The sequence below is a fragment of the Georgenia soli genome (assembly GCF_002563695.1).
GTDB lineage: Bacteria > Actinomycetota > Actinomycetes > Actinomycetales > Actinomycetaceae > Georgenia > Georgenia soli.
Genome location: NZ_PDJI01000004.1, coordinates 3,214,508 through 3,237,740 on the forward strand (window position 1 = coordinate 3,214,508; position 23,233 = coordinate 3,237,740).

Below are 23,233 nucleotides of genomic sequence, written 5' to 3' on the forward strand. Positions count from 1 at the left end.
TACGCAGAACCGTAGTTCGTACGAGGGTCCGGAGCGGACCACCGAGGGAGAGGCATGAGCGAGGACCTCACGGCCGTCGAGCCGCTGCTGGCCGAGCACGCCGAGATCGAGCGCGCGCTGGCCGACCCGTCCGTCCACGCCGACGCCGGCCGCGCGAGGACGCTCGGGCGCCGCTACGCCGAGCTCGGGCGCATCGTCCACGCCTACCGTGCGTGGCAGGCCGCGGAGGGCGACCTGACCGCCGGGCGCGAGCTCGCCGAGGCCGACGAGGCGTTCGCCGAGGAGCTCCCCGCGCTCGAGGCCACGCGCGACGGGGCCGCCGAGGAGCTGCGCCGGGTCCTCGTCCCCACCGACCCGGACGACGCCCGCGACGTCATCCTCGAGGTCAAGGCCGGCGAGGGCGGGGAGGAGTCCGCGCTGTTCGCCGGGGACCTGCTGCGCATGTATCTGCGCTACGCCGAGCGGCAGGGCTGGTCGGCCCAGATCCTCGGTGCCACCGAGTCCGACCTCGGCGGCTACAAGGACGTCTCCGTGGCCATCAAGGCCAAGGGCGTCCCGCAGGACCCCTCCGACGGCGTGTGGGCGCACCTGAAGTACGAGGGCGGCGTGCACCGCGTGCAGCGCGTGCCCGTCACCGAGTCCCAGGGGCGTATCCACACCTCCGCCGCGGGCGTGCTCGTCCTGCCCGAGGTCGACGACCCGGGCGAGGTGGAGATCGACCAGAACGACCTGCGCATCGACGTCTACCGCTCCTCCGGTCCCGGCGGCCAGTCCGTGAACACCACCGACTCCGCCGTGCGCATCACCCACGTGCCCACGGGCATCGTGGTGTCGATGCAGAACGAGAAGTCGCAGCTGCAGAACCGTGAGCAGGCGATGCGCGTGCTGCGCGCCCGGCTCCTCGCCGCCCGGCAGGAGGAGGCGGAGGCCGCCGCCTCCGAGCAGCGCCGCTCCCAGGTCCGCACCGTGGACCGCTCCGAGCGGATCCGCACCTACAACTTCCCCGAGAACCGCATCGCCGACCACCGCACCGGGTACAAGGCCTACAACCTCGACCACGTGCTCGACGGCGACCTCGGGCCGGTCATCGCCTCCGCCGTCGAGATGGACGAGGCCGCCCGGCTCGCGGCCGCGGCCGCGGGCCGCGGATGACCGCCGTTCCCGGCGACGGCGGGACGGTCGCCCCGCCGCCCGCCGGTGCGCGCCCCGCCCCCGGCCGTGGCGTCCCGACCTGGCGGCAGGCCGTGGCCGGGGCGAGCCGGGTGCTCGCCGAGGCCGGCGTGCCGTCCCCGGCCGTCGACGCCCGGCTGCTCGCCGAGCACCTCCTGGGCGGCCCCCTGGTCCTCGCGCCCCCGGTCGAGGCGGATCTCCTCTCCCGCTACGCGGACCTCGTCCGACGACGCAGCCTCCGGGTGCCGCTCCAGCACCTGACCGGCCGGATGGCCTTCCGCCACCTCGTGCTGGAGTCCGCGCCCGGCGCGTTCGTCGTGCGCCCCGAGACCGAGGTCGTCGCCGGGGCGGCCATCGAGGCGGCACGAGCAGTGGGCGGCCGTGCCCCCGTGGTCGTGGACCTGTGCACCGGTTCCGGGGCGATCGCGCTCGCCGTGGCCACCGAGGTCCCCGGCGCGCAGGTGCATGCCGTGGAGCTCTCGGCCGAGGCGGTCGCGGTCGCCCGCCGCAACGTCGACGCCCTCGCGCCGGACGTCCGTCTCCACGCCGGCGACGCGGCCACGGCCCTGCCCGAGCTGGACGGCACGGTCGACGTCGTCGTCTCCAACCCGCCCTACATCCCGCCGGACCAGGTGCCCGTCGACGTCGAGGTGCGCGAGCACGACCCGGACCTCGCCCTCTACGGCGGCGGGCCCGACGGGCTCGACGTGCCGCGCGCCGTCGTCGCCTCCGCGGCGCGGCTGCTGCGGTCCGGCGGTCTCCTCGTGATGGAGCACGCGGAGGTCCAGTCCGAGGCCGTCCGTGCCCTGGTCGTGGCCGCGGGGTTCACCGACGTCGTCACCGGGACGGACCTCACGGGTCGCGACCGGTACGTCCGGGCCCGGCGGCCCTGACGGCGGCCGGGCGCGCGGCGCGGGCCGTGAGCCACCACGCGGCCGCCGCGCCGAGGGCCACCCCGACCAGGTCCGCGACGACGTCGGCAGGGTCCCCGCTCCGGCCGGGCAGCACCTGGTGCTGGAGCACCTCGCTCAGCGGGGCGTGCGCGGTCACGAGGACCAGGACGGGAACGGTGGGCAGGCCCGCCCGGAGCGCGGCGAGGGTCACGGCGGCGAACACCGCCGCGTGAACGACCTTGTCCGCGCCGGGGACGCCGACCGCGCCGACGTCGGGCACCCGCGGGACGTAGAGCACCACGAGCTGGACGAGGACCGCGGCGGCGAGGACGAGATGGCGGGTGCGTCGGCGGGCGGTGGGGCTCATGTCACCGGACAGGATGTCACGCCGCCTCGCGGCGCCGTGAAAGACTCGTGCGCGTGAGTGTGTACGACTGCCAGGACCCGGAGGGTCGCAGCGCGGGGCTCGACGAGGCCGTCAATGCCCTGGGCCGCGGCGCGCTCGCCGTGATCCCCACCGACACCGTGTACGGCATCGCCGCGGACGCGTTCGACCCGCGGGCGGTCGCCGCCCTGCTCGCAGCCAAGGGCCGCGGCCGGCAGCAGCCCCCGCCCGTGCTGGTGGGCAACGTGGGCACCCTCGACGGGCTCGCCACCGAGGTGCCGGACGTGGTCCGGGACCTCGTCGCGGCGTTCTGGCCCGGGCCCCTGACGATCATCTGCCTCGCCCAGCCCTCCCTCGCCTGGGACCTCGGCGACACCGACGGCACGGTCGCGCTGCGGATGCCCGCCGACGAGACGGCCCTGGCCCTCCTGCGCCGGACCGGCCCGCTGGCCGTCTCCAGCGCCAACCTGACCGGGCAGCCGTCCGCGACCACGGCGGCGCAGGCGCTCGGCTACTTCGGTGACGACGTCGCCGTCTACCTCGACGCCGGACGCGCCGGCGGCGGGGTCGCCTCCACCATCGTCGACGCGACGGCGGAGCGGCTCACGATCCTGCGCCAGGGAGCCCTCAGCCGGGAGGAGCTCGCCGCCGTCGCGCCGGAGCTGGCCGACGACGGCGACGCCGCCGGCTCCGACCCGCCCGGTGAGGAGCCCGCGTCCGACGGCTCCACCGCGACCGACGGCTCCACCGCGACCGGCCCCGGGGAGGGTGACGCCCCCCAGTGAGGGTCTACCTGCTCGTCCTGCTGACGGCGGCGGCGATCACGTTCCTCGCCACGCCGCTGGTCCGGCGCGTCGCGCTCGCGACCCGGGCACTGACCCCCGTGCGGGCACGAGACGTGCACACCGTCCCCACGCCCCGCCTCGGGGGCGTGGCCATGCTCGTCGGGCTCGCCTCCGCGCTCGTCGTCGGATCCCAGGTGCCCTTCCTGCACGAGGTGTTCTTCGAGACCTCGGGCATGTGGGCGATCCTCGGCGGCGCGACGCTGGTGTGCCTGCTCGGCGTGGCGGACGACGTGTGGGACCTGGACTGGATGACGAAGCTCGTCGGCCAGGTGCTCGCCGCGGGCTTCATGGCCTGGCAGGGCGTCCAGCTCATCACCTTCCCGATCTTCGGCCTCACGATCGGCTCGTCGCGGCTCTCGCTCTTCGCCACGATCCTCGTGGTCGTCGTCGCCATCAACGCCGTCAACTTCGTCGACGGTCTCGACGGCCTCGCCGCGGGCATGATCGCCATCGGCGGGGGAGCGTTCTTCGTCTACACCTACCTGCTCACCCGCGACGCCTCGCCGGGCAACTACGCCAACCTCGCCACGGCCGTGATCGCCGCCGTGGTGGGGGTGTGCCTCGGGTTCCTGCCCCACAACTTCAACCCGGCGAAGATCTTCATGGGCGACTCCGGCGCGATGCTGCTCGGGCTGACGGTCGCCGCGGCCGCGATCGTGGTGACCGGCCAGATCGACCCGGCCACCGTGAGCAGCACGCAGGTGCTGCCCGCCTACGTGCCGATCCTGCTGCCGGTGGCCGTGCTGCTGCTGCCGCTGCTGGACATGACGCTCGCCGTCTTCCGGCGCGTGCGCGCGGGCCACTCGCCGTTCCACCCCGACCGGATGCACCTGCACCACCGGCTGCTCGACCTCGGGCACAGTCACCGCCGCGCGGTGCTGATCCTGTACATGTGGACCGCCGTCGTCTCCTTCAGCGCCGTGGCCCTCGCCGTCTACAGCCCCACCCAGGTGGCCGTGGGCACCGCCGGCGCCGTCGCCGTGGCCGTCGCCGTGACGGCCACGCAGCTGCCCGGGCTGCGCGGGCGCTCCCGGCGTGCGGCCGTGCCGGACGCCCCCGTGGCGAACGCCCCCGCGCCGGACGCGCGCGAGCCGGAGCAGCGGCCCGCGCCGCCGGCGACGCCGACAGCCCCGAGCCCGGCCGCGGCCGGGCGCCCGGCGGGGGAGACGCCACCGACGGCGCCCACCTGGCGCAGGACCCGCCCGGCGCCCACGGCGGACCCCGCGGGCGCCGTCCCGGCGGCCGCCCCGCCCACGACCACCCCGCCCGGGACAGCCGTCCCGGTGCGCACCGAGGAGGAGTCCCGAGGATGAGCGAGAACCCCCACCAGGTCCCCGACGAGACGAGCCGGGCGACCCGGAACATGTACTCCGTCATCCTGCGCCGCCTCGGCGTCCTGGTCGTGGGGCTGGCCGTCCTCGGCTCCGTCGTCGGCTACCTCGTCGCCGGCACGCCGGGAGTGTGGGGTGCCCTCATGGGAGCCGGGATCGCCGCGCTCTTCATGGTCGGCACGGTCGCGACCATGATGCTCACCGCGGACAAGCCGCTGCCGGTGGCCACCGCCGCCGGCGTGGGCGGCTGGCTGGTGAAGATGCTCCTGCTCTTCGGGGTGCTGCTCATCGTGCGCGACCGGGAGTTCTACTCCCCGGGAGTCTTCTTCGTCGTCCTGGTCCTGGCGATCCTCGGGTCGCTCGGCATCGAGATGGCGGCGGTCCTGCGTGCCCGGGTGCCCACCGTGGACCTGTCCGCGCGTCCCTCGACGGCCGGCACCGCCGGCACGGGCGAGGCCCGCGACCCGGAGGCGTAGGCCCCGCCGGGCGGGCGGTGAGACGGTGTCCGGAGCACCCCCGCGAATGCGTTAGGCTTTCTGCGTTCCCAGCACACCTCCGTCGTCGGACGCGCCCGGGGACGCACTCGTGCCCGACCCGAGCCACCAGGGGGACACACTGTCTGCCGCATCGATGCTGACTTCCAGCACCTCCGCCGTCGTGCTCGCCGCCGAGGGGGGAAGCGGCTTCCACGGCCCGAGCCTCGCGGACTTCTTCCCGCCGGCCGTCCTCTTCGAGGGGACGATCTTCGAGTTCAACCGGATCACGCTGGTGCGGCTCATCGCCACCGCGATGCTCATCCTCTTCTTCTGGCTCGCCACGCGGAAGCTCCGGCTCGTCCCGGGCCGCGCGCAGTCGATGGGGGAGATGGCGGTCGACTTCGTGCGCAAGGGCATCGCCGAGGAGTCGCTCGGCCGTGAGCTCGGCCGCAAGTACACCCCCATCCTCGTGGTGATCTTCTTCGGCGTCCTGTTCATGAACATCACGGGCATCCTGCCGTTCCTGAACATCGCAGGATCGTCCGTCGTCGGCCTGCCGCTGGTGTTCGCGCTGCTCGCCTACGTCACGTTCATCGTGGCGGGCATCAAGGCCCAGGGCGGCGGGCACTTCTTCAAGAGCCAGCTCTTCCCGCCCGGCGTGCCGTGGCCGATCTACATCATCCTGACGCCGATCGAGTTCCTCTCGACCTTCATCATCCGGCCCGCCACGCTCACCGTCCGTCTCCTCGCGAACATGCTCGCCGGGCACCTGCTGCTGGTGCTCTGCTTCGGGGCGACGCAGTACCTCTTCTTCGAGGCGAGCGGCGCCGGCATGACGATCGCCGGCGTCGGCACCCTCGCCGCGGGCTTCGCCTTCACCCTGTTCGAGATCTTCGTCTCGGTGCTGCAGGCCTACGTCTTCACCGTGCTCACCGCGGTGTACATCCAGCTGTCCGTCGAGTCCCACTAGTACAGACGTCGTCACCGCGGCACCTGCCGGGGGGCGGAAACGAAACGACGTGGCCGCCGGCCACGCCACACAGGAAGGAACACCTCCGCATGGACATCACCGGAGACATCGCGACCATCGGCTACGGCCTCGCCACCATCGGCCCCGGCATCGGCATGGGCATCCTGGTCGGCAAGACCCAGGAGGCCGTGGCGCGCCAGCCCGAGCTGGCCGGTCCGCTGCGCATCAACATGTTCATCGGTATGGCCCTGGTCGAGGCCCTCGGTCTGATCGGCCTCGCCGCAGGCTTCGTGTTCTGATGCAGGCCACCGCCCTCACGCTGGCGGCGGATCCGAACCAGAACCCGCTGCTCCCCGCCAGCTACGACATCATCTGGTCGCTCGTCTGCCTCGCGATCATCGGCTTCTTCCTGGTGAAGTACGCCGTGCCGCGCATCACGGCGATGCTCGACGAGCGTGCGGAGAAGATCGAGACCGGTCTGCAGCAGGCGGAGCGGGCTCAGCAGGCCGCCGCCGACGCGGAGGAGCGGATCGCCGCGGAGCTCGCCCAGGCACGTCGTGACGCCGCCGAGGTGCGCGAGCAGGCGCAGGTCGAGGCCAAGGCGATCGTCGGCGAGGCGCGTGGCAAGGCGCAGGCCGAGGCCGACCGCATCACCGAGAACGCCGCACGGCAGATCGAGGCGGACCGCCAGGCCGCGCAGATCTCGCTGCGGGCCGACGTCGGCATGCTGGCCACCGAGCTGGCCTCGCGCATCGTCGGTGAGTCGGTCAGCGACCACGCCCTGCAGTCCCGTGTCATCGACCGGTTCCTCGACGAGCTCGAGGCGCAGCCGGCCGACCGGGCCACGGCTCGACGGGAGGCGTGATGCGGGCGAGCAGCCAGGCGGCCCTCGACCGGGCACGGGAGCGGTGGGAGCCGGTCCTGCGCCAGGCGGGCGAGCGTGCGCGCACGCTCGGCGAGCAGCTCTTCGGGGTGGTCGACGTGCTCGACGCCTCCGTGGCGCTGCGACGCGCCCTGACCGAGCCGTCCCGCGACGGCGAGGACAAGGCGGGCCTCACGCGCGACGTGTTCACCGGCAAGGTGGACGCCGAGGCGGTGGACCTGCTCTCCGGTCTCGTGCGCGAGCGCTGGTCCGAGCCGCGTGACCTCGTGGACGCCGTCGAGATCCTGGCTGCGGACTCGATCCTCGCCGGGGCGGAGCAGGCCGGACGGCTCGAGCAGGTCGAGGCCGAGACCTACCGCCTGGAGCGCATCCTCGCGGACCAGCGGGAGCTGCGGCTCGCGCTGACGGACAGGGAGACCGGGGCGGAGCGTCGCGGAGAGCTCATGTCCCGCGTGCTGGCCGGCAAGGTCACCCCCGAGACCGCCGCCCTGGCCGTGCGGGCCGCCGCACAGCCGCGCGACCACACGCTCCCGGCGCTGCTGCGCTCGGTGGCGGACCAGGCGGCCGCTCGCCGCGAGCGGCTCGTCGCCTCGGTCACCTCTGCGGTCCCGCTCTCCGGGGCCCAGATCGAGCGGCTGACCCGGATCCTCGAACGACAGCACGGCCGCGCCGTGCAGGTGCACGTGGCTCTCGACCCGGACGTGGTCGGCGGGCTGCGCATCCAGGTCGGCGACGACGTCGTCGACGCAACCCTGGCCTCCCGCCTCGCTGACGCGCGGCGCCGGCTCGCGGGCTGAGCGCCCACCGATACGAACTGACATGTAGCACCGACCGCGCCCCAGCGGTCACACAGAACGAAGGAAGAGCAGATGGCTGAGCTGACGATCCGGCCCGAGGAGATCCGGGCTGCGCTGGACAGCTTCGTGAGTTCCTACGAACCCACCCAGGCGGTGAGCGAAGAGGTCGGGCACGTCACGCTGGCGGGCGACGGCATCGCGCAGGTCGAGGGTCTGCCCGGCGCGATGGCCAACGAGCTGCTGCGCTTCCAGGACGGCACGCTCGGCCTGGCGATGAACCTCGACGTGCGCGAGATCGGCGTCGTCATCCTCGGTGACTTCACCGGCATCGAGGAGGGCCAGGAGGTGCGCCGCACCGGCGAGGTCCTGTCCGTGCCGGTCGGCGAGGGCTACCTCGGCCGCGTCGTCGACCCCCTCGGCCAGCCGCTCGACGGCCTCGGCGAGATCCAGGGCGTCGAGGGCCGCCGCGCGCTGGAGCTGCAGGCTCCCGGCGTCATGGCGCGCAAGTCGGTGCACGAGCCGCTGCAGACCGGCCTGAAGGCGATCGACTCGATGATCCCGATCGGTCGCGGACAGCGTCAGCTCCTCATCGGCGACCGCCAGACCGGCAAGACCGCGCTGGCGCTCGACACGATCCTGAACCAGAAGGCGAACTGGGAGTCCGGCGACCCGACCAAGCAGGTGCGCTGCATCTACGTCGCCGTCGGCCAGAAGGGCTCCACGATCGCGTCCGTGCGCGGCACGCTCGAGCGGGCCGGCGCGCTGGAGTACACCACGATCGTCGCCGCCCCGGCGTCCGACCCGGCCGGCTTCAAGTACATCGCCCCCTACACCGGCTCGGCCATCGGCCAGCACTGGATGTACCAGGGCAAGCACGTCCTCATCGTCTTCGACGACCTGTCCAAGCAGGCCGAGGCCTACCGCGCCGTGTCGCTGCTGCTGCGCCGCCCGCCGGGCCGCGAGGCCTACCCGGGCGACGTCTTCTACCTGCACTCCCGCCTGCTCGAGCGCTGCGCGAAGCTCTCGGACGAGCTCGGCGCAGGCTCGATGACCGGTCTGCCGCTCATCGAGACCAAGGCGAACGACGTGTCGGCCTACATCCCGACCAACGTCATCTCCATCACCGACGGGCAGATCTTCCTCCAGTCGGACCTCTTCAACGCCAACCAGCGCCCCGCCGTCGACGTCGGTATCTCCGTCTCGCGCGTCGGTGGTGACGCCCAGATCAAGGCGATGAAGAAGGTCTCCGGCACGCTGAAGATCACCCTGGCGCAGTACCGGTCCATGGCGGCGTTCGCGATGTTCGCCTCCGACCTGGACCCGACGACGCGCCAGCAGCTCACCCGGGGCGAGCGGCTCATGGAGCTGCTCAAGCAGCCGCAGTACACCCCGTACCCGGTGGAGGACCAGGTCGCCTCGATCTGGGCCGGCACCAACGGCTACCTCGACGACGTCGACGTCCAGGACGTCGCCCGCTTCGAGTCCGAGCTGCTCGACCACCTGCGTCGCCACACCTCCGTGCTGTCCACCATCGCCGAGACCGGCAAGCTCGAGCCCGACACCGAGGACGCGCTGCGCGCCGGTGTCGAGGAGTTCCGCAAGGGCTTCCTCGACGCCGAGGGCAACCCCCTCGGTGCCGAGCCCGACGTGGACGTGGACGAGGTCGAGGCGGAGCGTTCGCAGGAGCAGATCGTCAGCACGAAGCGAGGCTGACGTGGCTGGCGAGCAGAGGGTCTACAAGCAGAAGATCAGGGCCACCCAGACCCTGAAGAAGATGTTCCGGGCCATGGAGCTCATCGCGGCCTCGCGCATCGGCAAGGCGCGCAAGGCCGCCCAGGGGGCCGACCCGTACACGCGTGCGCTGATCCGGGCGGTCTCCGCCGTCGCGGCGCACGCCAACCTGGACCACCCGCTGATCTCCGGACGCGACGACACCCCGCGTGTCGCGGTCCTGGTGGTGACGTCGGACCGCGGCATGGCCGGGGCCTACTCGGCCACGGTCCTGCGCGCCACCGAGCGCCTCCTCGAGGAGCTCGAGGAGCAGGGCAAGAAGCCGGTGCTGTTCGTCAGCGGCCGCCGCGGCGAGGGGTACTTCCGCTTCCGTGGGCGCGAGGTCGTGCGCTCGTGGACGGGCGGCTCCGACGCCCCGACGGCGGAGCGGGCCGGCGAGATCGCCGACACCCTGCTGAGCGCGTTCCTCGCTCCGGAGGAGGAGGGCGGCGTCAGCGAGGTGCACGTGGTGTTCACCCGCTTCGTCTCGATGGTGTCGCAGGTGCCGGAGGTGCGTCGCATGCTGCCTCTCGAGGTGGTCGAGGGCGTCACGCCCCCCGGGCAGGAGCCGCTGCCGCTGTACGAGTTCGAGCCGAGCGCGGACGAGGTGCTCGACGCGCTGCTGCCGATGTACGTGCGCCGGCGCATCCACTCCGAGCTCCTCATGGCGGCCGCCTCCGAGCTGGCCGCGCGCCAGCAGGCGATGCACACGGCCACCGACAACGCCGAGGACCTCATCCGCGACTACACGCGGCTGGCGAACACGGCCCGTCAGGCCGACATCACGTCTGAGATCACCGAGATCGTCTCCGGTGCCGACGCGCTCGCGTCGAGCCGGTGAGCCCATCCACCCGACCGGGGACAAGCGAAGGAACCAGAAAATGACTGCCACTGCCACCGAATCGGCGAAGACCGCCGGACCCGGCGTCGGCCGGATCTCCCGTGTGACCGGCCCCGTCGTGGACATCGAGTTCCCGGCGGACGCCATCCCGAACATGTACAACGCCCTCACCACCGAGGTCTCCCTCGGCGAGGAGGCCGGCGGGACGTCGACCATGACGCTCGAGGTCGCCCAGCACCTCGGCGACAACCTGGTCCGCGCCATCGCGCTGAAGCCGACCGACGGCCTCGTGCGCGGCGGGAAGGTCGTCGACACCGGCGCCCCCATCTCCGTCCCGGTCGGTGACGTCACCAAGGGCCACGTCTTCAACGTGACCGGCGAGGTGCTCAACCTCAAGGAGGGCGAGCAGCTCGAGATCACCGAGCGCTGGCCCATCCACCGCGAGCCGCCGGAGTTCGACCAGCTCGAGTCCCGCACCCAGATGTTCGAGACGGGCATCAAGGTCATCGACCTGCTCACCCCGTACGTCCAGGGCGGGAAGATCGGCCTGTTCGGCGGCGCCGGCGTCGGCAAGACGGTCCTCATCCAGGAGATGATCCAGCGCGTCGCGCAGGACCACGGCGGTGTGTCCGTCTTCGCGGGCGTCGGTGAGCGCACCCGTGAGGGCAACGACCTCATCGTCGAGATGGAGGAGGCGGGCGTCTTCGACAAGACGGCCCTCGTCTTCGGCCAGATGGACGAGCCGCCGGGCGTGCGTCTGCGCGTCGCCCTCTCCGCCCTGACCATGGCGGAGTACTTCCGCGACGTGCAGAAGCAGGAGGTGCTGCTCTTCATCGACAACATCTTCCGCTTCACCCAGGCCGGTTCCGAGGTGTCCACGCTGCTGGGCCGCATGCCCTCCGCGGTGGGCTACCAGCCGAACCTCGCCGACGAGATGGGCCAGCTGCAGGAGCGCATCACCTCCGTGCGCGGGCACTCCATCACCTCGCTCCAGGCCATCTACGTGCCCGCGGACGACTACACCGACCCGGCGCCGGCCACGACGTTCGCGCACCTCGACGCCACGACCGAGCTCTCGCGCGACATCGCCTCGCGCGGTCTGTACCCGGCCGTGGACCCGCTGGCCTCCACCTCGCGCATCCTCGACCCGCAGTACGTGGGCCAGGAGCACTACGACGTGGCGACCCGCGTGAAGTCGATCCTGCAGAAGAACAAGGAGCTGCAGGACATCATCGCCATCCTCGGTGTCGACGAGCTCTCCGAGGAGGACAAGGTCACGGTCGCGCGTGCGCGCCGCATCGAGCAGTTCCTCTCGCAGAACACCTACACGGCCGTGAAGTTCACGGGCGTCGAGGGCTCGACCGTGCCGGTCGCCGAGACCGTCGAGGCGTTCAAGCGCATCGCCGACGGCGACTACGACCACGTCCCGGAGCAGGCGTTCTTCAACATCGGCGGCATCGAGGACCTCGAGCGCGCCTGGTCGAAGATCCAGTCCGAGCTCCGCTGACGCGAACCAGATCGAGGAGGTCGCCGCTGTGGCGATGAAGGTAGACGTCGTCTCGACGACCGCCCGCCTGTGGGGCGGGGAGGCCACCAGCGTGGTCGTCCCCGCCGCCAACGGCGACCTGGGCATCCTGCCCGGCCGCCAGCCGGTGCTCGCGGTGCTGCGTCCGGGGGTCGTCCGCATCACGCCGACCTCGGGGTCCGTGGTGACCGTGGACGTCACGTCCGGGTTCGTGTCCGTCGACGAGGACGCCGTGACCGTCGTCGTCGAGGGCGCGGACGTACTTGCCGAGAACCTGCGGTAGGCCGCATTGACGTGGGCGGGGACGGCTGGGGCTGTCCTGTTGGTCCTCGCCCTCGTCGCGGGCCTGCTGCTGATCCTCTTCGTGGTGCGGGTGCGCCGTCTGGCGCACCGCATCGGCTCCTTCGAGTGCGCGCTGCGGCCCGCCGGGCGGCGCGAGTGGACGAGCGGCATCGCCGTCTTCGGCGTGGGGCGGGTGGACTGGTACCGGCTGGTCTCGCTGTCCCTGCGCCCGGACCGGACCTTCGCGCGCGACGACCTCGAGGTGCGTGAACGGGTGCACCGCTCGCCCGGCGGCGCGGACCAGGTGAGCGAGATCCTGTGCAGCCTGCCCGGCGGCGAGGTGCACCTGGCCATGCGGCGCGAGTCCCTGGCGGGCCTCGTGAGCTGGCTGGAGTCCGCCCCGCCGCGCGGCGACTACTTCGTGTAGGTCGCCCCCGAACGAAAGCCGAGTGATAGTGCGCGTCGTCATCGCCACCTGCTCCGTGGACTACTCCGGGCGTCTCGACGCCCACCTGCCCCTGGCCACCCGCCTGCTCATGGTGAAGGCGGACGGCTCGGTGCTCGTGCACTCCGACGGCGGCTCCTACAAGCCGTTGAACTGGATGAGCCCGCCGTGCCGGCTGGTCGTGGAGGAGGCGGAGGGCCCCGACGCGGAGCACGGTGTGCGCGAGGTCTGGACGGTGCAGAACACCAAGACGGACGACCGGCTGGTGGTGCGCATCCACGAGATCGTCGCCGACCACTCCGCCGAGCTCGGCGTGGACCCCGGCCTGGTCAAGGACGGCGTGGAGGCGCACCTGCAGAAGCTGCTCGCCGAGCAGATCGACCTCCTGGGACCCGGGCACCAGCTGGTGCGCCGCGAGTACCCGACGGCGATCGGCCCCGTCGACATCATGGCCAAGGACCCGTCCGGGGTGTCCGTGGCCGTCGAGATCAAGCGCCGCGGCGACATCGACGGCGTCGAGCAGCTCACCCGTTACCTCGAGCTGCTCAACCGCGACCCGCTGCTGGCCCCCGTCCGCGGCGTGTTCGCCGCGCAGGAGATCAAGCCGCAGGCGCGGGTCCTGGCGACCGACCGGGACATCCGGTGCGTCGTGCTGGACTACGACGCGATGCGCGGCCTGGACGACGTCGAGTCCCGCCTCTTCTGAGCGTCGATTCGGGACGGGCACCGCCCGGGGTGTTGGATGGACCCATGGCTGAGCTGACGGTGGTTCGCGGCCGGGTGGTCACCCCGGAGCGCGTGATCGACGACGGCGCCGTCGTCCTGGACGGCACCACGATCGCCTGGGTGGGTCCCACGGCCGAGGCGGAGGCCGCCGGCTTCCCCGCCGTCGCGGGGACGCCCGCCGCCGAGCCCGGCGTCCTGGTGCTGCCCGGCCTCGTCGACCTGCACTGCCACGGCGGCGGCGGCGCGTCCTTCCCCGACGCCACGAGCCCCGAGGACGTCCTGCGGGCGGTCCACGAGCACCGCCGCCACGGCACGACCTCCCTCGTCGCCTCCCTCGTCACCGCCGCGCCGGGCACGCTGCGCGACGGTGTACGCCTCCTCGCCGACCTCGCCGACGCCGGGGAGATCGCCGGCATCCACCTCGAGGGGCCGTTCCTGTCGACGGTGCGCTGCGGTGCCCAGGACCCGGACCTCATCATCGAGCCGGACCCGGCGCTGACGGCGGAGCTGCTGGAGGTCGGCCGCGGTCACGTGGTCACCATGACGGTGGCGCCCGAGCACCCCGGGAACCGCGACGGCGTCGCCGCGGCGCTGGTCGACGGCGGTGCGCTCCCCTCCTGGGGGCACACCGACGCCGGCCCCGAGGACACCCGGGCCGCCCTGGAGGCCGGCGCGGCGCTCCTCGCGTCCGCCGAGAACCCGCGGTCCGGCCGCGCGACCGTGACCCACCTGTTCAACGGCATGCACCCGCTGCACCACCGCGACCCCGGGCCCATCGGGGAGTTCCTCGCCGCCGCCCGCCGTGGCGGCGCCGTCGTCGAGCTCATCGGAGACGGCACCCACCTGCACCCGGCCGTCGTCCGGGAGGTCCACGAGCTCGTCGGCCGGGACAACGCCGTTCTCGTCACCGACGCCATGGCGGCCGCCGGGATGCCCGACGGCGCCTACCGGCTCGGCTCGCAGGACGTCACCGTTGCCGGGGGAGTGGCCCGGCTGAGCGGCGGCGGCTCGATCGCCGGCGGCACCGCCCACCTCCTCGACGTCGTGCGCACCACCGCCGACGGCGGCGTCCCGCTCCTGGACGCCGTCTACATGGCGTCCGCCGGCCCGGCCCGCGTCCTCGGCGACCCCACCGTCGGCGCCCTCGAGCCGGGGCGCCGCGCCGACCTGCTCGTCACGGACGCCGAGCTGCGTCCGCTCCGCGTCATCCGCCACGGCCAGGAGGTCACCGCATGAGCCCGCGCACGTTCCCCGAGTCCTTCGTGTGGGGCGCCGCGACCGCGGCGTACCAGATCGAGGGGGCCGCCTCCGAGGGCGGCCGGGGTCCCTCCATCTGGGACACGTTCTCCCACACCCCCGGCCGGACCGTGAACGGCGACACCGGGGACGTGGCCGCCGACCACTACCACCGGTGGCGCGAGGACGTCGCGCTCATGACCGAGCTGGGCCTCGACGCCTACCGGCTGTCGATCTCGTGGCCGCGCGTGCAGCCGGGCGGGCGCGGCGACCTCAACCCCGAGGGCGTCGCCTTCTACCGCGACCTCGTCGACGCGCTCCTCGAGGCCGGCATCAACCCGGTCGTGACGCTGTACCACTGGGACCTGCCGCAGGAGCTCGAGGACGAGGGCGGCTGGACCAACCGGGCGACCGCCTACGCCTTCGCCGAGTACGCGCGCGCCATGGCCCGGGAGCTCGGCGACCGCGTGGAGGTGTGGACCACGCTCAACGAGCCCTGGTGCAGCGCCTTCCTCGGCTACGCCTCCGGCGTCCACGCGCCCGGCCGCACCGACCCCGCCGGCGCGCTCGCCGCGGCGCACCACCTCAACCTCGCGCACGGCCTGGCCGCCCAGGCGATCCGCGAGGAGCTGGGCGAGGAGACCAACGTCTCCGTCACGCTCAACCTGCACGTCACCCGTCCGGCCGACCCCGAACGGCCGGCGGACCTCGAGGCGGCCCACGAGGTCGACCTCGTCGGGAACCACATCTTCCTCGGCCCGCTCCTGGACGGCTCGTACCCGGTCGAGCTGCGTGAGCTGACCGCGCACCTGACGGACTGGTCGTTCGTGCAGCCGGGCGACCTCGTGCAGATCCGCCAGCGCCTGGACGTGCTGGGGGTGAACTACTACTCGACGAACTACGTGCGCCGGCGCGAGCCGGGCGAGACCGCCACGGGCGGTACCGGCGGGCACGGGGACGGGGCGGCGAGCCCCTGGGTGGGGCTCGACCGGGTGGAGTTCCTCGACCCGGCCGGACCGCTCACCGACATGGGCTGGAACATCGAGCCCGACGGGCTCTACGAGCTCCTCACCGCCCTGGACAACGCCTACGACGGCCTGCCGCTCATGGTGACGGAGAACGGCGCCGCCTTCCCCGACGTGGTCGACGAGGACGGCCGGGTCCACGACCCGGAGCGGCTGGACTACGTCCGCCGCCACCTCGACGCCGTGGCCCGCGCGATCGAGGACGGCGCGGACGTGCGCGGCTACTTCGTGTGGTCCCTGCTCGACAACTTCGAGTGGGCGTACGGGTACACCAAGCGCTTCGGGATCGTCCGGGTCGACTACGACACGCAGGTGCGCACGCCGAAGGACTCCGCGCGCTGGTACGCCCAGGTCGCGCGGACCGGTGAGCTGTCCGAGCTGACAGACGTGCAGGCCTGAGAGAATCGACGCGTGCCGTCATCCCGTCGATCCCGCCGCCGCCCGTACGGCGAGGGGCACGTGCCCCTGGACCCGGACCGGCTGCGCGCCCTGCCCAGGACGGAGACGGGGCCCGACGGCGAGGACTACACCGTGCGCCAGGTGCGGGGCTCGGAGAAGTCCTACCGCTGCCCCGGCTGCGACCAGCTGATCCCCCCGGGCACCGCGCACGTGGTGGCCTGGCGCACGGAGCACCTGCTCGGGCAGCAGGCCGCGATGGACGACCGGCGTCACTGGCACCGCGCGTGCTGGCAGGCACGGGGCAGGCGCCGGCCCGTCCGGTGAGCGCGCCGTCGACGGGGCAGCGCCCGCGAGCCCTCGAGCGGCCTGCGGGCCCGTGACGCCCGTGACATGCTCGGCCCCATGACTGCACGGCTCTCGCTGACCCGCAACGGACCCGACGAAGCGGTGCCCCTGGTGCTGCTCCACGCGTTCCCGCTCGACCGCCGCATGTGGGACGACGTCCTCGCCGAGCTCGACGACCTGCCGGTGATCACCCTGGACGCCCCCGGCTTCGGGAGCTCGCCCGCCACGGAGGAGCTCGCCGAGGCGTTCGGCGCGCCGTCGGAGCCCACGCTGACCCTGTACGCCGACGCGGTCGCAGGCACCCTGCGCGAGGCGGGCGTGGACCGGGCCGTGGTCGCCGGCCTGTCGATGGGCGGCTACGCCACCCTGGCGCTCGCGGAGCGGCACCCTGACCTGTTGGCGGGCGTCGGCCTGCTGGACACCCGGGCAGCGCCCGACCCCGAGGCCGCGAGGGAGGACCGCCTGCGCGTCGCCGAGGAGGCCGCCGGTCCGAAGGGCGCGGGAGCCGTGGCGCCGATGATCGGCAAGGTCCTCGGGACGACGTCGCACGCGGAACGACCCGAGGTGGTCGAGAAGGTGCGCGGCTGGCTCGCCGAGGCTCCGCCGTCGGGGATCGCCTGGGCCCAGCGTGCGATGGCGGCCCGGCCGGACCGGCTCGCCGCGCTGGAGGCGCTCGACGTGCCGGCGCTCGTGCTGCGCGGCGCCGAGGACCTCCAGAGCTCGCAGGACGACGCGGAGTCCATGGCGTCGGCGCTGCGCGACGTCGAGGTCGTCGTCGTGCCGCGGGCCGGGCATCTCAGCGCGGTCGAGCAGCCCCAGGAGGTGGCCACCGCCCTGCGCGCGCTGCGCGAGCGGTGCCTGCGGGCCTGACGCCCCTCAGTCCTCCCAGCCCGGGAGCAGGCGGGTCAGCGCCGTGGACAGGTCCACGGAGTCGCCGTCCTTGCCGCCCGCGCCGAGGACCAGCGGCGGCTCCTGCGGGGCCGCGGTGGTGCCGCGCAGGCGGTCGAGCACCGACAGCCGCGCGGTGAGGACGTAGAAGTGGCCGTCGGTGCCGACGGCGGCGGTGCGGTCGCCGCGCAGGTACCACCCGGTCAGGTCCGTGCGGGCGGTGCCCCGGCCGCCGTAGCCCTGCACCCGCAGCGGCCGGGGCGGCAGGCCCGCCCGGCGGGCCGCCGCGGCGAAGGTCCGCAGCATGGCGGCGGCCCGGTCCGCCTCGCCACGACGGCGGCGCGCCAGCAGCTCCGCGCGCTCGACGGCGGCGTCCCGGCGCCGCTGTGCCCACTCGTCCACGGCCTCACCGTACGGCGGGCCGGGACGTGGCGCGTCCTACCCTGGGGACATGCCCGACCAGAAACCCTCCGCGCGGATCCGTCCCGCGACCGTGCTCGACGCGCCGGCCGTCGCGGCGGTGCACCTGCGCTGCTGGCGCGAGACCTACGGCGAGAAGATCCCCGCGGACGTGTACGCCGAGCGCGAGGCCGCGGGGCCCGGCGAGTGGGAGCGGCTGCTCTCCGACCCCGACGGCCCCACCGTCTGGCTGGCGCACCGTGACGGGGAGGCGGTGGGGTTCGCGATGGCGGTCGCGCCCGGCGCCGGCCACGTGCGCCCGCTGGAGCTGCGTCTGCTCCACGTCGTCGCGCAGGAGCACGGGCGCCGCACGGGCACCCACCTGCTCCAGCTCGCCGTCGGGGACGCCCCGTGCCAGGTCTGGGTGGAGGAGGGGAACGCCCACGCGCAGGGCTTCTTCCGCCACCACGGCTTCGAGCTCGACGGCGAACGGCGCACCGTGGCGGCGCGCGGCTCCCTCACCGAGGTCCGGATGCTGCGCTGAGACACGCCCGCCCGGCGCTCAGGCCTGCGCCGGCGGCGGGGGCGGCGGCGCGGGTTCGCGGACGGCGAGCAGCCCCCGCATCTCCTCCAGGTACCCGGTGATCGACTCCCGCTGGCGGGTCAGCTCCTCGACCTGGCGCTGCGCCGTCGTCCGTGCCGCGTCGGCGGCCTCCTCCGCCTCCTCGCGCAGCCGGCGGGCCTCGGCCCGGGCGTCGGCGAGCGTGCGGGTGGCCTCCTCGTCGGCCTCCTTCAGCCGCGCGCGGGCAGCGGTGTCCGCCTCGAGCAGCGTGCGCTCGGTGCGGTCCAGCGCCTCGGTCAGCCGTCGCTCCGCGTCCGCGGCCCGCGCCTCGGCGTCCCCGACGACGGCGGCCGCACGCGCGGCGGCGGCGCGGTGGGCCTCCTCCGCCTCCTTCTCGGCGGCCGCGCGCAGCTGGCTGGCCTCGGTCTCCGTGCGCGCCCTGAGCTCGGTGACCTCCTGGTCCGCGAGCGCACGCTGGAGGCCGAGCTCTCGGTCGAGGCCGGCGCGGCGCTCGACCAGCTCCGCCTCGATCGCGGCCTTCGACCGGGCGGCCTCCCGCTCGGCGGCGGCCACCAGCTCCTCGGCGCGGCGGCGGGCGTTGTCCAGCGTGGTGTGCGCCGTGGCCCGCGACCCCTCGGTGAGCTGGTCGGCCTCCCGGCGCGCGTCGGCGAGCAGCGCCGCCGCCTCCTGCTCCGCCCGCTCTGTCAGCGCCCGGGCGGTCTGCGTGGCGCGGTCCAGGGTCCGCTCGGCGTCGGCGTTGGCCCGGGTGACGACGTCGAGCGCCTGCTCCTCCGCCGAGCGCAGCAGCTGCTCCACGCGCGAGCCGAGGCCGGCGTAGGAGGGACGCTCGTTCTCTCTCAGCCGCTGCTGCGCCTCGGAGAGCGCGCCCGAGATCTTCAGCAGGCGGGCGTCGAGGGTGGCCACCTCGCGGCGGGCGTCGGTCAGCGCCGTCTCGAGCGCGTGGATGCGCTGGTCAACCTGCGCCCGGTCGTAGCCGCGCATCACCACCGGGAACGCCGGCCGGTCCTCGTTCGTCACGGGCTCCTGCATGTCCGCCGCCCTCTCCTGCTCGCCCTGCTCGCTGGTCCGCCCGTCCACGGTAACCGCGGTGCGTCAGGTCGGTCGCGCACCTGGGGGTGGTTGTGCGGCGCGGCGTGCCGGGGAACCGTGCGGGCGTGCGGAGGAGGTGCTGCGCCGGCCTGTCACGGAGGTCGCGCGGTTGCCGTGGGTGCGTCCCGACGGCCGGGATGGCATCGTGGGAGCGCGCACGCGAAGAGCGCGGGGGAGGCGTGCGCCGTATTCTGGCGAGTTGACGATGCCGCACGGCATCCTGACGGGAGGAAACCCACCCACGTGACTCGACGGACCCTCGCCGTCGCGCTCGTCGTCCTGGGAGCGATCGCGGTTCTGGCTGCGATCGCCTCGGCGACGATCTGGCGCCCGACGGACACTGCAACTCTCTCCCTGCCGTCCCGGCCCGAGGCTCCGGTCGTCGTCTCCGACGCCGGGGTGCTCGACGCCGTCGGGCCTGACGTGACGATCAGGGCCACGGCGGGGGGCGACGAGCCCGTGGTGCTCGCCGTCGGCCGCACCGCCGACGTCGACGCCTGGGTCGGCACCGCCGCGCACACCCGCATCACCGGGCTGGAGAGCTGGGAGCAGCTCAAGGTCGACGACGTCGCCGCCGGCGGGACCGAGGAGCCGACCGAGGGCGCGACGGCGGAGCCCGCCGAGCCGGCCGCGCTGCCGAACCCGGCCGGCTCCGACCTGTGGGTGGCGGAGCAGACGGGCACCGGGAGCGCCGAGCTCACCTGGGCCGACCGCGACGGGCGGTGGAGCCTGCTGGCCGCCACCGACGGCACCGCGCCGGCGCCCGAGGTCACGCTGACCTGGGACGTCGAGGTCAGGACGCCCTGGCTGGTTCCCGGCCTGATCCTCGGCGGCCTGCTCATGATCGCCGGCATCGCGCTGCTCGTGCTCCAGGTCCTGGGCGCCCGGGAGTCCGGCCGTCGTCCCGCGCCCGTGGGGGCCGCCGACGACGACGAGACCGTGGTCCTGCCGGCCGCCGCGGGCGCCGGGCTGACCCGCCGCGAGCTGCGGGAGCGGGAGCGGGCGGAGGCACGCCGCCGCGGTCGTGGGCGCACGGGTGAGATCCCCGTGGTCGCCACGACCGGTGAGATCCCTGTGACCTCCGCGCGCGGCCTCGACGACGCCGGCGTGGCGCGGGGCGCGGGCATCGTCCCGGCGTCGGCGCGCGCCGAGGAGCTGCGGGCCGCCCGGGAGCCGGAGGCCGTCACGGACGCCGCGACGGCTGAGCACCCCCTCGCGCCCGACGACGACACGGCCTCCGCGGGCGTGGCGCGCGGCGCCGGGGTCGTCCCCGCGTCCGACCGGGCGGCGGAGCTGCGAGCGGGTCGCGACGGCGTCGACGAGCCGTCGGACACGGGCGCGGGTGCCGGAGCCGCCACGGGCGCGGCTGTCGGAGCCGCCGCGGCTGCGCCGGCCGCTGAAGGAGCGACGGCCGGGTCGTCCCGGGAGAGCGCCCGCGCCGCCGAGGAGGCCGCGGAGTGGACCGAGGACGAGACCGGCGACCAGGCCACCGCCGCGATGCCGGTGGTGACCTCGACCGAGGAGACGGCGGCGATGCCGGTGGTGACCTCGACCGAGGAGACGGCGGCGATGCCGGTGGTGGAGTCGACCGAGGAGACGGCGGCGATGCCCGTGGTGGAGCCGGCCGACGAGACGGCGGCGATGCCCGTGGTGGAGCCGGCCGACGAGAACACCCCTGCCGAGGAGCCCACGATCACCGAGGAGCACGAGCCGGACGCGCAGCCCGAGGACCGTCAGGGATGGCGCTCGCTGTGGGGCTTCGGCGGACGACGACGGCCGACCGACGAGGGGGAGGAGCAGCGATGAGCCGCCCACGGATCCGGCGCGTGCGCGCCGCCCTCGCCGGCGTCGGTCTCTCCGCCGCGCTCCTGGCCGGCTGCAGTGCCCAGCTGCCCCAGCCGGAGCCCGATGCGGTCGCCGAGACCCCGCCGCCCGCGCTGGACGAGGACCGGCTGGCCCGCGTCCTCGAGGACGTGCAGGCCACCGTCGCCGAGGCCGACGAGGCGCGCGACCCCGAGCTGCTGAAGCCGCGCGTCGGTGGCCCCGCCCTGGACATGCGTGCGGCGGAGTACAAGCTGGCTGACGCGACCGACGGCAAGAGCGCGCCCGACGCGCTCACTACGGCGCCCCAGGTGGCGGCCGTCCCCGCCACCGAGGGCTTCCCACGACCCGTCGTCGTGATCTCGCAGGTGCCCGAGGGGGCCAACCTTCCCCTGCTGCTGGTGCTGGAGCAGTCCGACGCGCGCGATCAGTACAGGCTGTGGGGCTGGGTGACCCTCTTCCCGGGCATCGAGACCCCGGCGATGTCCCACCCCGACGCAGGCTCCGCCGTCGTCCCGGCGGACGCCGACAACCTCGTGGTCCCGCCCTCGGACGTGGTGGCGCGCTACGTCGACACCCTGAACAAGGGCGACTCCGAGTACGCGGACCAGTTCGCCGACGACCCCTACAAGAAGTCGAGGGCGGAGAGCACCGCCGAGCTCGACAAGGCGATCGAGGCGGCCGGGGAGGCGAAGGTCTCCGCAGAACCGGGCAACGACGGACCGCTCTCCCTGGCGACCGCGGACGGCGGGGCGATCGTCGTCGGCGAGCTGCGGTCGAACCTCACGCTGCGCAAGACCGTTCCCGGTTCCGAGCTGCGTGCGGGTGGCACCCTCGGCGCGCTGCTCGGGAGCAACACCGAGGTGCTGGGCACCGTCACCGGCGCCTCCGACGTCCTGATGGCGTTCTACGTCCCGCCGTCCGACGCGGACGACAAGACCATCCGTCCGCTCGGCGCGACCACCGTCCTCATGGAGGTCACCCGTGACGACGCCGCGGCACCGGCGGAGGGCTAGCCGCCCGGAGGTCGTGGTCGGCGTAGGGTCAGCATCAGCGAACCCGGACGAAGGAAAGTGATGAGCGAGCCCACGCCTGGTATGAACCTCTACGGCGCCGTCGACCTGTCGTCGTTGGCGACGCCGCGGCAGACCGCCCCGGGCGGTCCGGGCGCCCCTGGCGCACCCGGCGCGGCAGGGGGCGGGGCCGGCGCCGCGGTCCCGGGCGAGATCGTCGTGAAGGTGACCGCGGCGACCTTCGGCGAGACGGTCCAGCTCTCGACCCAGGTGCCGGTCCTCGTGGACCTGTACTCCGCGCGCTCGGCCGCGTCCGGGCAGCTGACCCCGGTGCTGGAGAAGCTCGCCCTCGAGTACGGGGGCCGGTTCCAGCTGGCCCAGGTCGACGTCGACGCGGACGCGCAGATCGCGGCGGCCTTCCAGGTGCAGTCCGTGCCGACCGTCGTCGCGGTCGTCGGCGGGCAGCCGATCCCCCTGTTCCAGGGGGCCTACCCCGAGGAGCAGATCCGGCAGGTGCTGGACGAGGTGCTGCGCATCGCCGCCCAGAACGGCGTCACCGGCGTGCTGTCCCCGGGCGAGGAGCCCGCTGCGGAGGAACCCGCCGAGCCGCCGCTCCCGCCGCTGCACGCCGAGGCCCTCGAGGCGATCGAGCGCGGCGACCTGGACGCGGCCGAGGCCGCCTACACCAGGGCGCTGAAGGAGAACCCGGGCGACGAGGAGGCGCGGGCGGCGCTGCTGCAGGTGCAGCTGATCCGCCGGGTGGACCACGACGACCCCGAGGAGGTCCTCGCCGCCGCGGCCGCCGCGGCGCCGGGCGACGTGGCCGCCCACCTCGCGGCCGCCGACGTCGAGGCCGCCACCGGCCGGTTCGGGGCCGCCTTCGAGCGGCTGGTGCGGGTCGTCCGGGCGACGTCCGGCGACGAGCGCGAGCAGGTCCGCGTCCGGCTCCTCGAGCTGTTCGAGATCGCCGGACCCACTCACCCGGACGTCAGCCCGGCCCGCCGGGCGCTGGCAAGCGCGCTGTACTAGCGCCCGACCTCCCGCCCGACGAGTTCGAGGTGGTGGTTCCGTCGGGAACCACCACCTCGATCTCGTC

General features: G+C 74.0%; 26 protein-coding genes. 23 read left to right on the forward strand and 3 right to left on the reverse strand.

All coding sequences use genetic code 11. The features are described 5' to 3' along the window. Positions 1-54: 54 nt before the first annotated feature. Positions 55-1,152, forward strand: a complete 1,098-nt coding sequence (gene prfA / locus ATJ97_RS15855; RefSeq protein ID WP_098484562.1) for a peptide chain release factor 1 — start codon at positions 55-57, stop codon at positions 1,150-1,152. Further along, complete coding sequence (prmC, locus tag ATJ97_RS15860; RefSeq protein ID WP_098484563.1) at positions 1,149-2,063, forward strand: peptide chain release factor N(5)-glutamine methyltransferase; 915 nt, start codon at positions 1,149-1,151, stop codon at positions 2,061-2,063. The genes prfA and prmC overlap by 4 nt, the downstream gene beginning before the upstream one ends. On the opposite strand, the gene ATJ97_RS15865 is transcribed toward prmC, so the two are convergent. Continuing rightward, positions 2,023-2,430, reverse strand: coding sequence for a VanZ family protein (locus tag ATJ97_RS15865; protein WP_211287264.1), 408 nt, complete (start codon positions 2,428-2,430; stop codon positions 2,023-2,025). The two genes, prmC and ATJ97_RS15865, sit on opposite strands and share 41 nt — an antisense overlap. A 47-nt stretch (positions 2,431-2,477) precedes the next feature. On the opposite strand from ATJ97_RS15865, the gene ATJ97_RS15870 reads away from it, so the two are divergent. From ATJ97_RS15870 to ATJ97_RS15950, 17 genes are all read left to right on the forward strand, one after another. Continuing rightward, on the forward strand, positions 2,478-3,233 hold the full coding sequence (locus ATJ97_RS15870; RefSeq protein WP_483866837.1) for an L-threonylcarbamoyladenylate synthase: 756 nt from the start codon (positions 2,478-2,480) through the stop codon (positions 3,231-3,233). Beyond that, a complete protein-coding gene (locus ATJ97_RS15875) occupies positions 3,230-4,606 on the forward strand; it encodes an MraY family glycosyltransferase (RefSeq protein ID WP_098484564.1) in 1,377 nt (458 codons plus the stop codon). Before ATJ97_RS15870 ends, ATJ97_RS15875 begins: the two co-directional genes overlap by 4 nt. After that, positions 4,603-5,100 (forward strand): Cg1360 family ATP-synthase-associated protein, encoded by a 498-nt coding sequence (locus ATJ97_RS15880; protein ID WP_098484565.1) that lies wholly within the window; start codon positions 4,603-4,605, stop codon positions 5,098-5,100. Before ATJ97_RS15875 ends, ATJ97_RS15880 begins: the two co-directional genes overlap by 4 nt. 154 nt (positions 5,101-5,254) lie before the next feature. Beyond that, on the forward strand, positions 5,255-6,070 hold the full coding sequence (gene atpB, locus ATJ97_RS15885) for a F0F1 ATP synthase subunit A (protein WP_098484566.1): 816 nt from the start codon (positions 5,255-5,257) through the stop codon (positions 6,068-6,070). 89 nt (positions 6,071-6,159) lie between these two features. After that, positions 6,160-6,369, forward strand: coding sequence for an ATP synthase F0 subunit C (gene atpE, locus ATJ97_RS15890; protein WP_211287265.1), 210 nt, complete (start codon positions 6,160-6,162; stop codon positions 6,367-6,369). Next, the gene (locus ATJ97_RS15895) at positions 6,369-6,935 is read left to right on the forward strand and encodes a F0F1 ATP synthase subunit B (protein ID WP_098484567.1); all 567 of its coding nucleotides are present in this window, start codon (positions 6,369-6,371) and stop codon (positions 6,933-6,935) included. The genes atpE and ATJ97_RS15895 overlap by 1 nt, the downstream gene beginning before the upstream one ends. Continuing rightward, complete coding sequence (locus ATJ97_RS15900) at positions 6,935-7,750, forward strand: F0F1 ATP synthase subunit delta (RefSeq protein WP_098484568.1); 816 nt, start codon at positions 6,935-6,937, stop codon at positions 7,748-7,750. Before ATJ97_RS15895 ends, ATJ97_RS15900 begins: the two co-directional genes overlap by 1 nt. Positions 7,751-7,822: 72 nt before the next feature. After that, entirely contained in the window at positions 7,823-9,463 is a 1,641-nt protein-coding gene (gene atpA / locus ATJ97_RS15905) for a F0F1 ATP synthase subunit alpha (protein WP_098484569.1), read from the forward strand. Position 9,464: 1 nt separating this feature from the next. Continuing rightward, positions 9,465-10,361 (forward strand): F0F1 ATP synthase subunit gamma, encoded by an 897-nt coding sequence (locus ATJ97_RS15910; protein ID WP_098484570.1) that lies wholly within the window; start codon positions 9,465-9,467, stop codon positions 10,359-10,361. Between the two features lie 40 nt (positions 10,362-10,401). Further along, positions 10,402-11,868 (forward strand): F0F1 ATP synthase subunit beta, encoded by a 1,467-nt coding sequence (gene atpD / locus ATJ97_RS15915; RefSeq protein ID WP_098484571.1) that lies wholly within the window; start codon positions 10,402-10,404, stop codon positions 11,866-11,868. A gap of 34 nt (positions 11,869-11,902) precedes the next feature. Further along, on the forward strand, positions 11,903-12,169 hold the full coding sequence (locus tag ATJ97_RS15920) for a F0F1 ATP synthase subunit epsilon (protein ID WP_211287378.1): 267 nt from the start codon (positions 11,903-11,905) through the stop codon (positions 12,167-12,169). 39 nt (positions 12,170-12,208) lie between these two features. Beyond that, entirely contained in the window at positions 12,209-12,595 is a 387-nt protein-coding gene (locus ATJ97_RS15925) for a DUF2550 domain-containing protein (protein WP_211287266.1), read from the forward strand. Between the two features lie 28 nt (positions 12,596-12,623). After that, entirely contained in the window at positions 12,624-13,319 is a 696-nt protein-coding gene (gene nucS / locus ATJ97_RS15930) for an endonuclease NucS (RefSeq protein ID WP_098484574.1), read from the forward strand. A 44-nt stretch (positions 13,320-13,363) separates the two neighbouring features. Next, positions 13,364-14,575 (forward strand): N-acetylglucosamine-6-phosphate deacetylase, encoded by a 1,212-nt coding sequence (locus tag ATJ97_RS15935; protein ID WP_098484575.1) that lies wholly within the window; start codon positions 13,364-13,366, stop codon positions 14,573-14,575. Then, positions 14,572-15,999: a GH1 family beta-glucosidase gene (locus ATJ97_RS15940; protein WP_098484576.1), complete on the forward strand. Its 1,428-nt coding sequence runs from the start codon at positions 14,572-14,574 to the stop codon at positions 15,997-15,999. Before ATJ97_RS15935 ends, ATJ97_RS15940 begins: the two co-directional genes overlap by 4 nt. A gap of 12 nt (positions 16,000-16,011) precedes the next feature. Further along, entirely contained in the window at positions 16,012-16,323 is a 312-nt protein-coding gene (locus tag ATJ97_RS15945; RefSeq protein WP_098484577.1) for a hypothetical protein, read from the forward strand. Between the two features lie 78 nt (positions 16,324-16,401). Then, the gene (locus ATJ97_RS15950) at positions 16,402-17,214 is read left to right on the forward strand and encodes an alpha/beta fold hydrolase (RefSeq protein WP_098485540.1); all 813 of its coding nucleotides are present in this window, start codon (positions 16,402-16,404) and stop codon (positions 17,212-17,214) included. A 6-nt stretch (positions 17,215-17,220) separates the two neighbouring features. On the opposite strand, the gene ATJ97_RS15955 is transcribed toward ATJ97_RS15950, so the two are convergent. Further along, positions 17,221-17,634, reverse strand: a complete 414-nt coding sequence (locus ATJ97_RS15955) for a hypothetical protein (protein WP_098484578.1) — start codon at positions 17,632-17,634, stop codon at positions 17,221-17,223. 49 nt (positions 17,635-17,683) lie between these two features. Here ATJ97_RS15955 and ATJ97_RS15960 point away from each other — a divergent pair, with 49 nt between their 5' ends. After that, positions 17,684-18,175, forward strand: coding sequence for a GNAT family N-acetyltransferase (locus tag ATJ97_RS15960; RefSeq protein WP_098484579.1), 492 nt, complete (start codon positions 17,684-17,686; stop codon positions 18,173-18,175). 18 nt (positions 18,176-18,193) lie between these two features. On the opposite strand, the gene ATJ97_RS15965 is transcribed toward ATJ97_RS15960, so the two are convergent. Further along, positions 18,194-19,291 (reverse strand): coiled-coil domain-containing protein, encoded by a 1,098-nt coding sequence (locus ATJ97_RS15965; RefSeq protein ID WP_098484580.1) that lies wholly within the window; start codon positions 19,289-19,291, stop codon positions 18,194-18,196. A 255-nt stretch (positions 19,292-19,546) separates the two neighbouring features. Between ATJ97_RS15965 and ATJ97_RS15970 the strand changes: the two genes are divergently transcribed. From ATJ97_RS15970 to ATJ97_RS15980, 3 genes are read left to right on the forward strand one after another with little or no spacing between them, the layout of a single operon-like run. After that, positions 19,547-21,109, forward strand: a complete 1,563-nt coding sequence (locus ATJ97_RS15970; protein ID WP_098484581.1) for a hypothetical protein — start codon at positions 19,547-19,549, stop codon at positions 21,107-21,109. Beyond that, a complete protein-coding gene (locus tag ATJ97_RS15975) occupies positions 21,106-22,140 on the forward strand; it encodes a DUF8094 domain-containing protein (protein ID WP_098484582.1) in 1,035 nt (344 codons plus the stop codon). The genes ATJ97_RS15970 and ATJ97_RS15975 overlap by 4 nt, the downstream gene beginning before the upstream one ends. A gap of 60 nt (positions 22,141-22,200) precedes the next feature. Further along, positions 22,201-23,166: a tetratricopeptide repeat protein gene (locus ATJ97_RS15980; protein ID WP_098484583.1), complete on the forward strand. Its 966-nt coding sequence runs from the start codon at positions 22,201-22,203 to the stop codon at positions 23,164-23,166. The last annotated feature ends 67 nt before the right edge of the window (positions 23,167-23,233 follow it).